Raw genomic sequence first — 13,010 nt, 5'->3', positions numbered from 1 at the left:
ACTCGGCGTAGGAAAGCTGGCTCAGGACAGCTCCTCGAGGAATCGGGCGACCTCGCGGTCACGTGTCGCGGCGACGCTCAGCCCGGCGTAGAGCTGGCTGAGCAGGAAGTCCTCGACGCTACGTCGGGGCAGGTCGCGGTTGGTCAACCAGTCCAACGCACCGGCCTCGGCGCCGGCGATCCACGTGCTCAGCGCGAGGCGCAGCTCGGGACTGACCCGCCGCAACGCCATGCCCTCGACCAGGCGCTCGTAGAGGGCGCGGCGGACCTCCGTCACGATGTCGCCGATCGCGCCTTGTTGCGCGCCGGGGTGGCCGGCCAACAGCGACTGGAAGCCGGTGGCGTGGTCCTCCGCGAAGTCGAAGAACCGGTGGATCGCCTCGACGACGCGGTCGAGCGGCGCAGCGTCGTGCGGCGGGTCGAGCAAGGCCAGCATCTGGTCAGCGGCGCTGCGCATCGCGGCGACGTAGAGGTCGCCTCGGGTGCCGAAGTAGCGGTAGGCGAGGGCCCGCGAGACCCCCGCTCGTGCCGCGACGTCGTCGAGGCTGACCTCGTCGGCCGGCCGGTCGCTGAACAGCTCGAGCGCGGCCGCGATCAGCTCGGCGCGCCGGTCGGCGACCGCGAGCCGCCGCCGCGTCGGCACCGTTGACACCCTTGCCCTGTGGTCTGTCATTATTAGATCAGCAGTCTACTAGGAAGGTGGCGCCGTGGCGACGTTCTTCGTCGAGTCGGGCGGGGTGAAGCTCGCGGTCAACGAGAGCGGTGTGCGCGATGCGCCCACCGTGCTGCTGGTGCACGGCTACCCCGACAGCGCCGCCACGTGGCGCGCGGTCGTCGACGAGCTCGCGGGTCGCTTCCACGTCGTCACCTACGACGTGCGCGGCGCGGGCGCGTCCGACGCGCCGCGTCGCAAGGCCGCCTACCGCCTCGAGGTGCTGGCCGCCGACCTGCGCGCGGTCGCGGACGCGGTCTCGCCGCACGCGCCGGTCCACCTGGTCGGGCACGACTGGGGATCGGTCCAGTGTTGGGAGGCGGTCACCGACCCCGAGACCCAGGCACGGTTCGCGTCGTTCACCTCGATCTCCGGGCCGTCGCTGGACCACGCCGGGTTCTGGGTGCGAGACCGCATGGCAGTGCGCCCGTCGGCCCTTGCGGCGGTGCTCGGACAGGCGCGCAGATCGTGGTACATGGCCGCGATGTACGTGCCGCTGCTCGTCCCGCTGATGTGGCGGCTGGTCCTGGCCCGCACCTTCGCCGGCGCGGTCGCGAAGCTGGAAGGGCTGCCGAGGCGCGACGGGTGGCCGGCGCCGACGCTGCGCAAGGACGGCATCCGTGGCGTGAACATCTACCGGGCCAACGTCGCGCGCAGGCTGCGCAACCCGACCGAGCGGACGACGACCGTGCCGGTCCAGGTGATCGTGGCGACCCGCGACCGCTACCTGTCGAGCTCCGTCGTGGCCGACGACGTGGCGCGCTGGACCGACCGGCTCTGGGTACGCCGGGTGCGTTCCGGTCATTGGCTGCAGCAGAAGTCGCCCACTGCCCTCGCCCACGCAGTGAGCGAGCTCGTCGCTCACATCGAAGGCGAGCCCGAAGGTCGAGCGCTCAGCCGTCACCGCGTCAGCGCCGAGACGCCGCCCGCCAGCAGCAAGCGCCGCAGACGCAAGCAAGGCTTCGACAACCAGCTGGTCGTCATCACCGGTGCGGGCAGCGGGATCGGCCGCGAGACGGCGCTTGCGTTCTCCCGGCTCGGGGCCGAGGTCGTGATCGCCGACCTGCACGGTGAGGCGGGGGAGCAGACGGCCGAGACCATCCGCGCCGCCGGCGCACCGGCGCACGCGTACGCCGTCGACGTGTCGGACGTCGCCTCGATGGAGGACTTCGCCAAGCGGGTGATGGCCGACCACGGGGTGCCCGACGTCGTCGTCAACAACGCCGGCATCGGGGTCGCGGGCAGCTTCCTCGACACCTCCGCCGAGGACTGGCAGCGGATCGTCGACGTCAACCTGATGGGCGTCGTCAACGGCTGCCGGCTGTTCGGGGCGGCGATGGCCGAACGGCTCGAGGGTGGCTACGTCGTCAACGTCGCGTCCGCCGCGGCGTACACGCCGAGCAAGATGCTCAGCGCGTACGTCGCCACCAAGGCGGCGGTCCTGATGCTGAGCGAATCCCTCGGTGCGGAGTTCGCGGAGTACGGCATCGGTGTTTCCGCGATCTGCCCCGGCATCGTCAACACGCCGATCACGACGTCGACGCGCTATGTCGGGCTTTCCGAGGCCGAGCAGAAGGAGCGCGCGAGGAACATCGCCAAGCAGTACGCGCGGCGCAACTACCCGCCGTCGAAGGTGGCCGAGGCGATCGTCATGGCCGTCCGGCAGCGGACCCCCGTCGTACCCGTGACACCGGAGGCGATCGGCGGTCGGCTGATGTCGCGGCTGTCCCCGGCGGCCATGCGGCGGCTCGCGAGGTTCGAGATCTAGTGGGCGTGACCGCGCCGTCCGCCCACGAGATCCGGCCTCGTCGAGTCGGCTTCGACTGGGAGCCGACGCCGTTGCACTGGATTCCGGGCGAGCCCGTCGCGTCGCACATCATCGACGTGTTGCACCTGCTGCTGCCGGCCGGCGAGCGCTGGTTCGTCCACGTGTACAAGCAGGTCCTCCCGCTGATCGACGACGACCGGCTGCGCGCGGACGTCAAGGGCTTCATGGGGCAGGAGGCGGTCCACTCCCGGGCGCCCGCGGCGGTCCTCGACCACCTGCGAGCCAACGGGCTCGACCCGGATCCGTTCGTACGCCGAGTGGAGTGGATGTTCGGCAAGCTGCTCGGCGACGACCCGTACCTGCCGACCCCGAAACGCCGGTGGCTGCTCGAGCGGGTGGCGATCATCGCCGCCATCGAGCACTTCACCGCCGTCCTCGGCGCGTGGGTGCTCGACTCACCGGCGTTCGACGCCGCCGGCGCCGACCCGACGATGCTCGACCTGCTGCGCTGGCACGGCGCCGAGGAGGTCGAGCACCGAAGTGTCGCCTTCGACGTCTTCCGTGCCGTCAGCAACAGCTGGTTCTCGCGGATCCGCTCGATGATCGTGTCGGCGATCGCGATGGCGTACCTCTGGCGGCGCGGCATGCGCTTCCTGTGCGCCGCCGACCCGACGTACGTCGGTCCCGCACCGACGTTCAACGACTTCCGGCGCGCCGCGAAGAAGGGCTTGCTGCCGACACCGGGCATGCTCGCGCTGGCCGTCCCGCGCTACTGCCGCCGCGACTACCACCCCTCGCAGGAGGCGGACACGCAGGACGCGCTGGACTACCTCGCGATCTCGCCGGCGGCGGTGGCTGCGGTGTCCGCGGCGTGACCGTGGCAGGCTCGAGGGGTGGACGGCGAGCTGAACGTACTGGGTGAGCCGCTCGAGCCGTGCGGCAGCGACCCGGTGACCGGTTTCTACCGCGACGGCTGCTGTAGCTCCGGCCCGGAAGACGTCGGCAGCCACACCGTGTGCGCCGTCGTCACCCGCGAGTTCCTGGCGCACCAGGTGTCGGTCGGCAACGACCTCGTCACGCCGCGACCCGAGTGGCAGTTCCCCGGCCTGGTGCCCGGCGACCGCTGGTGTGTCGTCGCGGCACGGTGGCTGCAGGCGCATCTCGACGGCATGGCGGCGCCGGTCGTCCTCGCATCGACGAACCAGCGGGCCCTCGAGATCGTGCCGCTCGACGTCCTACAGCAGTACGCCGCCGACGTACCGTCCGACCCGGGCGAGCTGCTGTGAGCTGGTCGTGGCCGCTGTTCGCGTGGGGCGTGTTGGCCGGACCGGTCTGGGTGGTCGCGAGCGCGGCAGCCTTCCGGCTGGCCGCTCGCTACGTCGGCGGCGACGGGTCCCGCACGGTTGCGAAGTACGCCGGCAGGTATCCGTTGTGGGCCGCGACCGGTCTGCCGGTCGGCGTCGTCTCGGCGCTGCTCGACACGGCGTGGCCCGATCTCGTCTTCACGGCGTATGCGCTTCTCACGCTCCTCGCGCCGCTCCCGATGCTGCCGAAGCTGCGCAAGGTCGCCGAGGAGCAGGCGTGCGAGTCCGGTGGGGCGTGCCGCTCCTGCCCCATCGCATGTGACCGGCGCTCGGCCGGTGCAGCCGAGCCGACGGTCAGCTCCGCAGCTGGCTGACGAAGTCCTCGAAGCTGGCGCGGCCGACGCCGTCCCACATCTGCTTGACCGGCGGCGGCATGTTCGCGTCCATCCGGTCGATCTGCTCCGCGGTCATCTGCTCGCGGATCAGGCCGAGGATCAGCCACAGCTTGTCACCGGTGAACGTCCGCATGCCGTGCCCCGGCAGCTCGCCCCACTCCGACTGGGTCATGTGCCGCGCGGCGATCGGCAGCACGGTCTGCTCCTCCTCGTCGAGGTGCGGGGTCAGCTCCGCGGTCAGGCCCTCGACGGCCGCGACGGCTGCGGAAGCGGTCTGCTCCGTCGGGGCGGCCTGCCAGGCGGCGAGCGCGGCGTTTGCGTGCTCGATGAGGTCGACGACCGGCTCGTGCTGCGACGCGATCCGGGTGATCGCCGCGACCTCGTCCTCGTCGGCGCGCGAGGCCAGACGCGGCGTGACCAGCTCGTCCTCGCCCTCGTGGTGGGACTTCAGCAGGCACAGCACGTTGGTCAGGTAGCTCGCGACGAGATCGGTACGAGCCTGGTCCGCGGCCTCGCGGATCAACGCCGGGCCGTTCGCGCCGGCGTCGCGAAAGACGCGGTGCAAGCCGATCATGTCGCTGGTGTCGGTCAGTGAGCTCTCGGTCATGGCGCGACCTTCCGGGCTGGTGGGGTGGGCCGTCAAATGGTTGCACTCGGCAACTGCGGGCACATCACTGCCATGGCGACCACGGCGGCGTCACGACGTCGTCGTACCGCTCACGGCCGGGCGGCCGATCCCGCGGAGCGCGTCGCGACGGTGATCGCCCGGTTCGGGCTGGTGGCGCGCGGGTGCTTCTACCTGCTGCTCGCCGGGCTCGTGGTGAACCTGGCCGTCACGGGTCGGCGCGGGCCGCAGGCCGACGCGAACGGCGCGCTCACCACGATCGCGTCGAACCCGATCGGTGAGGTGGCGATCGTCGCGGTGGCGGTCGGGTTCCTGGGGTTCGGCGTCGTACGGCTGTGGAGTGCGTGGACCGACCGCCGCGGCTCGCGGTGGCGCCGGATCACGACCGGTCTGCAGGGCGCGTTCTATCTGGCGCTCGCGTGGATCCCGCTCGGCTACGTCCTCGGCAACCGATCGACCGGCAGCAACCAGTCCCAACACCGGACAGCGGGCGATCTGCTGAGCCTGCCTGCGGGGCGCGAGATCGTTGTCGGGTTGGGAGTCGTCGTCATCGCGGCGTGCGCCAACCAGATCCGCACCGCGGTGAGCGAGGAGTACGCCGACGGCCTCGCCGTGGACCGGGCGCCGCGCTGGGTCTGCCGGCTCGTCGCGGGTGCGGCGGTGGTGGGTATCCCCGCTCGCGCGCTCGTCTTCGTACCGGTCGGGGTGTTCCTGATCGTCGCCGCGGTGCAGTCCGATCCCGCTCACGCGGAGGGCCTGGACCAGGTGCTGGCCCGGCTGACCGGCCGCTGGTGGGGAGACGTCCTGCTGGCGGTGGTCGCCGCCGGGCTGCTGGTCTTCGCGACGTACTCGTTCCTCGAAGCGCGCTACCGCAAGGTCACGCGCGCCCAGTAGACGACGGACCGCCTCGGTGCGACTGTTCGCTCGCTAGGTGCGCTTGCGGCTCTCGGAGGCGGCCCAGGCGAACACGCCCTTCGCCATCGTCGAGGCCTCCGCCTCGGCGCGGGCGCCGAACACCTCCGCGCGCACCCGGTGGACGCCCGCGTCGTCCGGCGCGGCGAGAGCGGCGATCTCCGCGAGGTGTCCGGCCAGCCGCAGCGATTCGTCATCGCCGGCAGCGGCCAACGCGCCGGCACGCGACGCGAGCGCCGACGCCCCGCCCGCGAGGGAGGCCAGCTCCGCCGCCACGGCCGCGTCGGGCGCCGGCTTCAGCGACGACGGGTTGCCGTCGTACCAGCCGCCGTAGAGCCGCCACACGTTGCGGACGACGAACTCGGGCTCGTCGTACACCGGTCGCAGATAAGGCTTGTCGAGCAGGTCGGCCGGCGCCTTGACGGCGTGGATGATCTCGTCGAGGCGGGCACCCTCGTTCATCATCGCCACGGTCTGCTCGTGCAGTGACTCGAGCAGCGCCGAGGTGTCGAGCAGCGCCGTCTTGATCCGGTCCGCCCCCACCACCGGTACGCCGTGTCCCGGCAGCAGGAACTCCGCGCCCAGCGACGCCATCGTGCGCAGCGCCCGCGCCCACTCGATCGGGTAGCGCTGCACCTTCTGCGGATTGCCCGCGTTGGGGGAGGCCCAGATGAACAGGTCGCCGGAGCAGAGCACCTTCTTCTCCGGCACCCAGGTCCAGGTGTGGTCGTCGGTCTCGCCGCGCGCATGGTGCAGCTCGATCGTCATGCCGCCGACGGTCAGCGTCATCGCGTCGCGGTAGGTCACGTCCGGGTAGCGGTAGTTCATCGGCCAGCGCAGGTTCTCCACCTGGAACTGCCGCTTGTTGATGATCTCGTTGTAGCCGGCCGTCATCTTGTAGCGGTCGAACCGCAGCGGCAGCGCCTCGTGCGCGACCACCTGCGGCGCCCGCCAGCCCTTCTCGGCGGCCTCCGCGGCAAAGACCGGTACGCCGAAGATGTGGTCGACGTGCCCGTGGGAGTACACGGCGGTGTGTAGCGGCTGGTCCGACCACTCACGGATCTGGCCGTGGATGATCGAGGCCATCATCTCGGCGCCGGTGTCGACCATGAACAGCCCGTCGTCGGTGGTGAACGCCGAGACGTTGGCGAACGTCGGCAGGAACGCGACGCCGTCGGTGCACTCCTCGAGCGGCAGACCCGCGAACAGCTGATGGCCGCTCGTGATCTCGTCCTCACCGCGCCACAGCCGGTCGGCGTAGTCGAGCGTCTCACCCATGCGATCTCTCCTTAGTCGCGGTCGCGGCGAAGCCGCGCCGCAGGCATCCACTCGGTGCCGGCAGTCTCGTCGATGCGCGCCAGCAGCCGGTCGCCGACCGGCTCGACGAGCGACAGGAACTGCGTGGTCAGCTCGAGACCGAGCAAGCGCCAGGCGCGCTCGCAGAGCAAATCGGTGCGGTCTTCGATGCGCTGCCGCAAGGCAAGCCCCGCGTCATTCACGGCGCCGGCGGTCGCAAGACCTCGCGACGCGAGCGAGGCGTACGCCTCGGCGACGTCGTTGTCGTCGGCGCCGCGGCTGCGCGGGATCCAGTCCTTCGGGTAGTTGAGGTAGGCGTTGTGCAACAGCCCGGCCTGCACCCCGGAGATGTCCTCGGCGGCGAGTACCGCGAAATGCGTGTCGCCGCGCCACTCGCGGATGCAGTTCACCGCCAGCCACGCCGACAGCAGCGGGTCCGAAGGCCGCGGCGCCTGCCGATGCGCCGCGAACAGCGCCCGACCCGAGACCGGCAAGGCGTCGGCCGCGGCCCACAGCGGCGACGCGAGCGAAGCGAGCCCGTCACAGATCTCCGGCACGAAGCTCCGCAAGCCCGCGACGACCGCGTCGTCGCGCGCCGCAGCGATCGCCTCGAAGCTGGTCTTCTCTGCCGTGACCGCCAGGGCCGCGGCGATGAACTCCGGGCTGATCGAGTAGAACGCCGCGGCGACGACCTGGGCGCCGGCGGGAGCGAGCGGCGCTGACCGGCTGGCGATGTAGGTGATGCCGCCCATCTCTACGCCGAGCGCGGCGTACCGCTCGAGGGCACCCGGGTCCCAGTAGATCCAGCCGATGAGGCGATGCGAGGCGAAGGACGCGCGGGCGGACAGCTGCGTCCAGTCCGTCATGGCCTGGTTCCTATCATCTGTCACTGGATGTGACAATAGATTGGGATTCTCCGTGGACTGGTGAGCGTTGCTAACCTTCATGCGTGGCGATGCCGGCTGAGCGCGAGACCGACACGGCGGCGGAGTCGATCCCGGCGCCGCGAGACGCGAGCGACCTGAGCCTGCGTCGCGAGTTCCACGACCTGCGCGTCGATCGCAGTGACGAGCTGTGGAACGCCGCTTACATCGGGTTGTCGTGGGCGGCGGTCGCCGGATCGGTGGCGTGGTTCTGGAAGCGGCGTACGCCGACGGCCGCGGTCGCGGCCATGGCGGTCATCGCCAGTCGCCAGCAGGCGTTCCTCAACGTCGAGCACGACGCGTTGCACCGCACCTTGTTCCGCAACCGCAAGCTCAACGACTCCGTCGGTCTGGTGGCGGCGGCCGCGCCGTGCGGGTCAGGCTTCCGTTCCACGCGCGCGCAGCATCTTCGCCACCACCGCCTGCTCAACACCCCGGACGACCCCGACGGCTATCTGCACGAGGGCCCGCATCTCGAGACGCGCAAGGGGCTGGCTCGCCACCTGATCGAGGCGTTCAGTGGCATCTACGCCGTGAAGCTGCTCAAGCGTCGCGAGGGCTGGACCTGGGTGGACCCGGCGAACTCTCGCAAGGACAAGCGCGACCTCGCGCTGGTGCAGGTCGGACTGTGGGCAATCTTCGCGAAGCTCACCAAGTGGTGGACGTATCCAATGCTGTGGCTCGCGCCGCTGCTCACCGTGACCTCGGGCGTCGTCGTGGCACGCAACTACGTCGACCACGCGCTGGTCGGCGACGAGCTCGACGCGTACCCGGATCGACGGGTGTCGGTCGACGCCAACGTCGTCGAGGGCACCAACGTCTCGCCGTACAACATGAACTGGCACGCCGAGCACCACCTGTTCCCCTGGATCCCGGCGCGGCGGCTGCCGGAAGCGGCCCGCCGGCTCGCGGCTCGCGAGCAGGCCCCGGCAAGGCTCGTCCACAAGAGCTACACCGGCGCTCTGCTGAAGCACCTCAAGACCCTCCCTTAGGGTGCAGGCGTGACGAAGCCGCAGGCCAGCGATCCGATCGCCACCGTCCACCGGCCGTGCGCGTTGTGCGGCAGCACGGAGTCGATCGTGCTCTGGAGCGGTCACGAGCACGAGTACCCCGAGACGACCGACGCGACGTTCTCGGTGGTGAAGTGTCGCTCGTGCGGCCTCGGCCGGCTCGACCCGATGCCGGATGTGAGCGAGCTCGATCGGATCTACCCGCCGACCTACTACAGCTACAACATGGTCAACGACCGCCGCCCCGACGGCTCGCTCAGCGCCAAGGAGAAGGTGTCGCTGAAGTACACCGGTCAGGTCTTGGCGAAGGCGATGTCGCGCGCCGGAGTCGGCGCAACCGACAAGGTGAAGCTGCTCGACGTCGGATGCGGTGACGGCCGGATCCTCGACTACTACCGGGCCAGCCGTCCCGCGGACATGGTCGAGACGTGGGGGCTCGACATCAACGGCGACGCTCTCGCGATCGCGGCGAAGGCCGGGCACAAGACCGTGCAGGGCGCGTTCGAGGACCAGCAGGACGGCGAGCTGCCCAAGGGCTACTTCGACATCGTCGTCGCGCGTCACGTCATCGAGCACGTCGAGGACCCGGTTGTGTTCACCCGCAACGCCGCCGAGCTGCTGCGACCGGGCGGAGTGTTCCTCGCCGCGACCCCGGACTTCGGTTCGAAGGATGCGCAGAAGTTCGGCGGCCACTGGGGTGGCAACCACTTCCCACGGCACTGGTGGTTCTTCGACGGGCCCTCGATGCGCAAGGTCGCCGAGCACGTCGGCCTCGAGGCAACTGCGATCGAGTACGAGCTCAACCCGGTCTTCTGGACCTGGACGATGCACTCCGCCCTGCGCGACCGCTACCCGGACGCCAAGTGGGTCGACGCGGTCTTCCCGCCGGTCTCGATCTTCTACGGCGGCCCGCGCAGCTTCTTGCTCCAAGGCACGTTCACCGTGCTCGACTCCGTCATGCGGCGTACGACGGGCATGACCGGCAGCATGATCGCCACCCTCCGCAAGCCGCGGGTGGAGTGACATACGCCACTTGCAGGCAGGCTTGCCTGTTTGTTTTTTCGCGCGTACGTTCCAGGTATGGAGCGGCGGTCCCAGGCTGAGCGCACGGAGGCGATGCGCGCCCGGCTGCTGGGCGCCACGATCGACTGTCTCGCGCACTCCGGATACGGCCGGATGTCCACCAACGACGTGGTCCGCCGCGCGCACGTCTCGCGCGGCGCGCTGGCCCACCACTTCCCGACGAAGGCCGACCTCGTCACCGCCGCCGCCGAGCAGCTGGTCGAGACGCGCGGCCGGGAGTTCCGCGAGCAGCTGTCGGCGCTCGACCCCGCCCGCCGTACGCCGGACGAGGCGCTTGCCGTGCTGTGGTCGTTCTACGACGATCCGACCGGCCTGGCCCTGATCGAGCTCACCGTCGCCTCCCGCGCCTACCCCGAGCTGAAGCCGGTGTTGCGGCGGATGGAGGACCAGATCGCCGCGATCACCGCGGAGATGGTCCTCGAGTACTTCCCCGACCTGGCGCGGCTGCCCTACATCGAGGAGGCGCTGCGCTCGCTGCACGCCCTCTACGCCGGTCTCGCGCTCGGTGCGATGGCGGGCGAGCACGCCAAAGGCCAGGCCCGCAAGGTGCGGGAGTTCCTCGGCGTACTCGCGCTGAACATGCAAGTGACCACGAACCCGATGGAGATCAAGCCATGACCGTGATGTCCGTGCCGGCGCCCAAGCGCGTGGTGAAGACCCGCCGGGTCAAGTTCGACTACACGCCCGCGACGGTCGAGCGGCACTACGCCAGCGGCGACCTGATCATGAGCCACGTCGTCGCGATCCTGTCGGCGATGTTCCCGGAGGGCGAGGACTTCTTCGTCCGTTCGGTGCGCCACTACGCCGACCAGATCACCGATCCGGACCTCAAAGCGGCGGTCGCCGGGTTCACCGGTCAGGAGACGATGCACGGGCGCGAGCACCGCGCGCTCAACGCGCGGTTGCAGGAGCTCGGCTACCCGACGCGCCGCGTGGACCGGCTCGTGAAGTTCGACCTCGCGCGGGTCGAGCGCAAGGCGCCGCACAAGGTGCAGCTTGCGATCACTGCCGCATTGGAGCACTACACCGCGACGCTGGCCGAGCGGTTGCTGTCCAGCGAGGCGGCGCGCGAGATGCTCGGCGAGGGCGAGGTCCGCAAGGTCCTGCTCTGGCACGCCCTCGAGGAGTCCGAGCACAAGGCGGTCGCCTTCGATGTCTACCGCGCGGTCGGCGGCACCGAGAAGATGCGGATCCGGGTCATGCGCCTCATGACGTGGTCGTTCATCTTCGGTACGACGGTGCACACCCTGCTGTCGATGCTCGCGGACAAGTCGACGTACAACCCGGTACGCCTCGGCAAGAGCATCGCGGCGTTGCGGCGCTCGCCGTTCCTCGGCAAGGAGATGGTCGCCGCGATCAAGGACTACAACCGGGTCGGATTCCATCCCAACGACCACGACAACTCCGAGCTGCTCGAGCGTTGGACCGCGGAGCTGTTCGGCGAGCAGGGCCAGCTCGTGGGGAACCTGAAGTGAGCGGCCGCAAGCCTGACCACGACGTGGTCATCGTCGGCGCCGGCTTCGGCGGCATGGGCGCGGCGATCGAGCTGAAGCGGCAAGGCTTCGACGACATCCTCATCGTCGAGCGCGAGGACGACCTCGGCGGCACGTGGCATGTCAACCACTACCCGGGCCTGGCCGTCGACATCCCGTCGGTCACCTACTCGTACTCCTTCGAGCCCAACCCGTACTGGTCGCGGCTGTTCGCGCCGGGTGCGGAGCTCAAGCGCTACGCCGTCCACATCGCGGACAAGTACGACCTGCACCGCCACATGCGCTTCAACACCTCGGTCGAAGGCGCGCGCTGGGACGAAGACGACCGGATGTGGGTGGTGAGCCTCGCGGGCGGGGAGACGGTCACGGCACGGTTCGTCGTCACCGCGACCGGCTACTTGTCGCAGCCGTTCCGCCCGGAGATCCCCGGGATCGACGGCTTCGCCGGCACCGTGATCCACACCTCGGCGTGGGACGACGACGCGGACCTCGCCGGCAAGCGGATCGCCGTCATCGGCACCGGCGCCACCGGCGTACAGATCATCCCCGAGCTCGCCAAGGTGGCGGGGGAGCTGACCGTCTACCAGCGCACCCCGATCTACGTGACCGCCAAGACCGACTTCCCGATCCCGAAGTCGGTGCAGCGAACGTTCGCGCGCTTCCCGGTCACCCAGCGGGCGGCGCGGGTGGTGAGCACGTCCCTGCTCGAGATGCTGATGGTGCTCGGCGTGCTCCGCTACCGGCAGTTCCGCCGGTTCAACGAGCGGGCCGCCCGACTCGCGATGCGCAACATGGGCCGTACCATCAAAGATCCCGAGCTGCGCAAGAAGCTGACTCCCGACTACTCGTTCGGCTGCAAGCGGCCCACGTTCTCCAACGACTACTTCCCGGCGTTCACCAAGCCCAACGTCCACCTCGAGACCACCTCGATCGACCACTTCGACTCCGACGGGATCGTCACCGTCGACGGACACAAGACCGAGATCGACGTGCTGGTCCTTGCTACCGGCTTCAACCTCTGGGACGTCAACTTCCCGGCGTTCGAGGTGATCGGCCGCGACGAGCGCAACCTCGGCAAGTGGTGGCGGGACAACCGGTTCTGCGCCTACGAGGGTGTCTCCATCCCGATGTTCCCGAACTTCCTCAACCTCGCAAGTCCGTACTCGTACAGCGGCTTGTCGTACTTCACCACCATCGAGTACCAAATGACGCACATCGGGCGCGTGTTCAGCGAGCTGCGGCGTACCGGCAAGAGCACCTTCGAGGTCACCGAGCAGGCGAACGCCGCGTTCCTCGACCGCATGACGGATCTGCTCGGCGACTCCGTCTTCTACAACGGCAGTTGCTCGACCGCGCGCAGCTACTACTTCAACCCCCGTGGCGAGGCCGCGATCCTGCGGCCGACCTCGACGTTGAACACCCGGCGGGAGGCGCGACGCTTCCCGCTGTCGGACTACCGCTTCGAGTAGCGCCCGCCTGCCACCCGCCGG

At 69.8% G+C, this 13,010-nt stretch carries 14 protein-coding genes; 10 read left to right on the top strand and 4 right to left on the bottom strand.

Translation table 11 applies throughout. From position 1 onward, the window contains the following. Positions 1–21: 21 nt before the first annotated feature. Positions 22–642 carry a TetR/AcrR family transcriptional regulator gene (locus VG899_05345; protein ID HWA65778.1) on the bottom strand — a complete coding sequence of 207 codons (621 nt, stop codon included), beginning with the start codon at positions 640–642 and terminating at the stop codon, positions 22–24. Positions 643–706: 64 nt separating this feature from the next. Between VG899_05345 and VG899_05340 the strand changes: the two genes are divergently transcribed. From VG899_05340 to VG899_05325, 4 genes are read left to right on the top strand one after another with little or no spacing between them, the layout of a single operon-like run. Then, positions 707–2,479 (top strand): SDR family oxidoreductase, encoded by a 1,773-nt coding sequence (locus VG899_05340; GenBank protein ID HWA65777.1) that lies wholly within the window; start codon positions 707–709, stop codon positions 2,477–2,479. Between the two features lie 5 nt (positions 2,480–2,484). After that, positions 2,485–3,354: a metal-dependent hydrolase gene (locus VG899_05335; protein ID HWA65776.1), complete on the top strand. Its 870-nt coding sequence runs from the start codon at positions 2,485–2,487 to the stop codon at positions 3,352–3,354. 18 nt (positions 3,355–3,372) lie between these two features. After that, positions 3,373–3,765 carry a DUF2237 domain-containing protein gene (locus tag VG899_05330; GenBank protein ID HWA65775.1) on the top strand — a complete coding sequence of 131 codons (393 nt, stop codon included), beginning with the start codon at positions 3,373–3,375 and terminating at the stop codon, positions 3,763–3,765. Further along, positions 3,762–4,157, top strand: coding sequence for a hypothetical protein (locus VG899_05325; protein ID HWA65774.1), 396 nt, complete (start codon positions 3,762–3,764; stop codon positions 4,155–4,157). The genes VG899_05330 and VG899_05325 overlap by 4 nt, the downstream gene beginning before the upstream one ends. Here the strand turns inward: VG899_05325 and VG899_05320 are convergent. Next, on the bottom strand, positions 4,138–4,785 hold the full coding sequence (locus VG899_05320; GenBank protein ID HWA65773.1) for a hemerythrin domain-containing protein: 648 nt from the start codon (positions 4,783–4,785) through the stop codon (positions 4,138–4,140). The genes VG899_05325 and VG899_05320 overlap by 20 nt on opposite strands. Before the next feature lie 36 nt (positions 4,786–4,821). Here VG899_05320 and VG899_05315 point away from each other — a divergent pair, with 36 nt between their 5' ends. Then, positions 4,822–5,697, top strand: coding sequence for a DUF1206 domain-containing protein (locus tag VG899_05315; GenBank protein HWA65772.1), 876 nt, complete (start codon positions 4,822–4,824; stop codon positions 5,695–5,697). Positions 5,698–5,730: 33 nt separating this feature from the next. On the opposite strand, the gene VG899_05310 is transcribed toward VG899_05315, so the two are convergent. Then, the gene (locus tag VG899_05310) at positions 5,731–6,993 is read right to left on the bottom strand and encodes an alkyl sulfatase dimerization domain-containing protein (GenBank protein ID HWA65771.1); all 1,263 of its coding nucleotides are present in this window, start codon (positions 6,991–6,993) and stop codon (positions 5,731–5,733) included. A gap of 11 nt (positions 6,994–7,004) precedes the next feature. Beyond that, the gene (locus VG899_05305) at positions 7,005–7,877 is read right to left on the bottom strand and encodes a hypothetical protein (protein ID HWA65770.1); all 873 of its coding nucleotides are present in this window, start codon (positions 7,875–7,877) and stop codon (positions 7,005–7,007) included. An 89-nt stretch (positions 7,878–7,966) separates the two neighbouring features. Between VG899_05305 and VG899_05300 the strand changes: the two genes are divergently transcribed. The 5 genes from VG899_05300 to VG899_05280 are packed head-to-tail and all read left to right on the top strand — an operon-like array spanning position 7,967 to position 12,989. After that, entirely contained in the window at positions 7,967–8,926 is a 960-nt protein-coding gene (locus VG899_05300) for a fatty acid desaturase (GenBank protein HWA65769.1), read from the top strand. Positions 8,927–8,935: 9 nt separating this feature from the next. Beyond that, positions 8,936–9,967, top strand: a complete 1,032-nt coding sequence (locus VG899_05295; GenBank protein HWA65768.1) for a class I SAM-dependent methyltransferase — start codon at positions 8,936–8,938, stop codon at positions 9,965–9,967. Positions 9,968–10,024: 57 nt separating this feature from the next. Beyond that, entirely contained in the window at positions 10,025–10,645 is a 621-nt protein-coding gene (locus VG899_05290; protein HWA65767.1) for a TetR/AcrR family transcriptional regulator, read from the top strand. A 5-nt stretch (positions 10,646–10,650) separates the two neighbouring features. Then, positions 10,651–11,502, top strand: coding sequence for a metal-dependent hydrolase (locus tag VG899_05285; protein HWA65766.1), 852 nt, complete (start codon positions 10,651–10,653; stop codon positions 11,500–11,502). Then, a complete protein-coding gene (locus tag VG899_05280; GenBank protein HWA65765.1) occupies positions 11,499–12,989 on the top strand; it encodes an NAD(P)/FAD-dependent oxidoreductase in 1,491 nt (496 codons plus the stop codon). Before VG899_05285 ends, VG899_05280 begins: the two co-directional genes overlap by 4 nt. The last annotated feature ends 21 nt before the right edge of the window (positions 12,990–13,010 follow it).

The organism is Mycobacteriales bacterium (assembly GCA_035550055.1).
Taxonomy (GTDB): Bacteria; Actinomycetota; Actinomycetes; order JAFAQI01; family JAFAQI01; genus DASZTV01.
This window is presented reverse-complemented; position numbering and strand designations above follow the sequence as displayed.

Coding starts and splice junctions, on each gene's coding strand:
- VG899_05310 (HWA65771.1), bottom strand. CDS start 6,993: ATGGGTGAGACGCTCGACTACGCCGACCGGCTGTGGCGCGGTGAGGAC.
- VG899_05300 (HWA65769.1), top strand. CDS start 7,967: ATGCCGGCTGAGCGCGAGACCGACACGGCGGCGGAGTCGATCCCGGCG.
- VG899_05315 (HWA65772.1), top strand. CDS start 4,822: ATGGTTGCACTCGGCAACTGCGGGCACATCACTGCCATGGCGACCACG.
- VG899_05285 (HWA65766.1), top strand. CDS start 10,651: ATGTCCGTGCCGGCGCCCAAGCGCGTGGTGAAGACCCGCCGGGTCAAG.
- VG899_05290 (HWA65767.1), top strand. CDS start 10,025: ATGGAGCGGCGGTCCCAGGCTGAGCGCACGGAGGCGATGCGCGCCCGG.
- VG899_05320 (HWA65773.1), bottom strand. CDS start 4,785: ATGACCGAGAGCTCACTGACCGACACCAGCGACATGATCGGCTTGCAC.
- VG899_05305 (HWA65770.1), bottom strand. CDS start 7,877: ATGACGGACTGGACGCAGCTGTCCGCCCGCGCGTCCTTCGCCTCGCAT.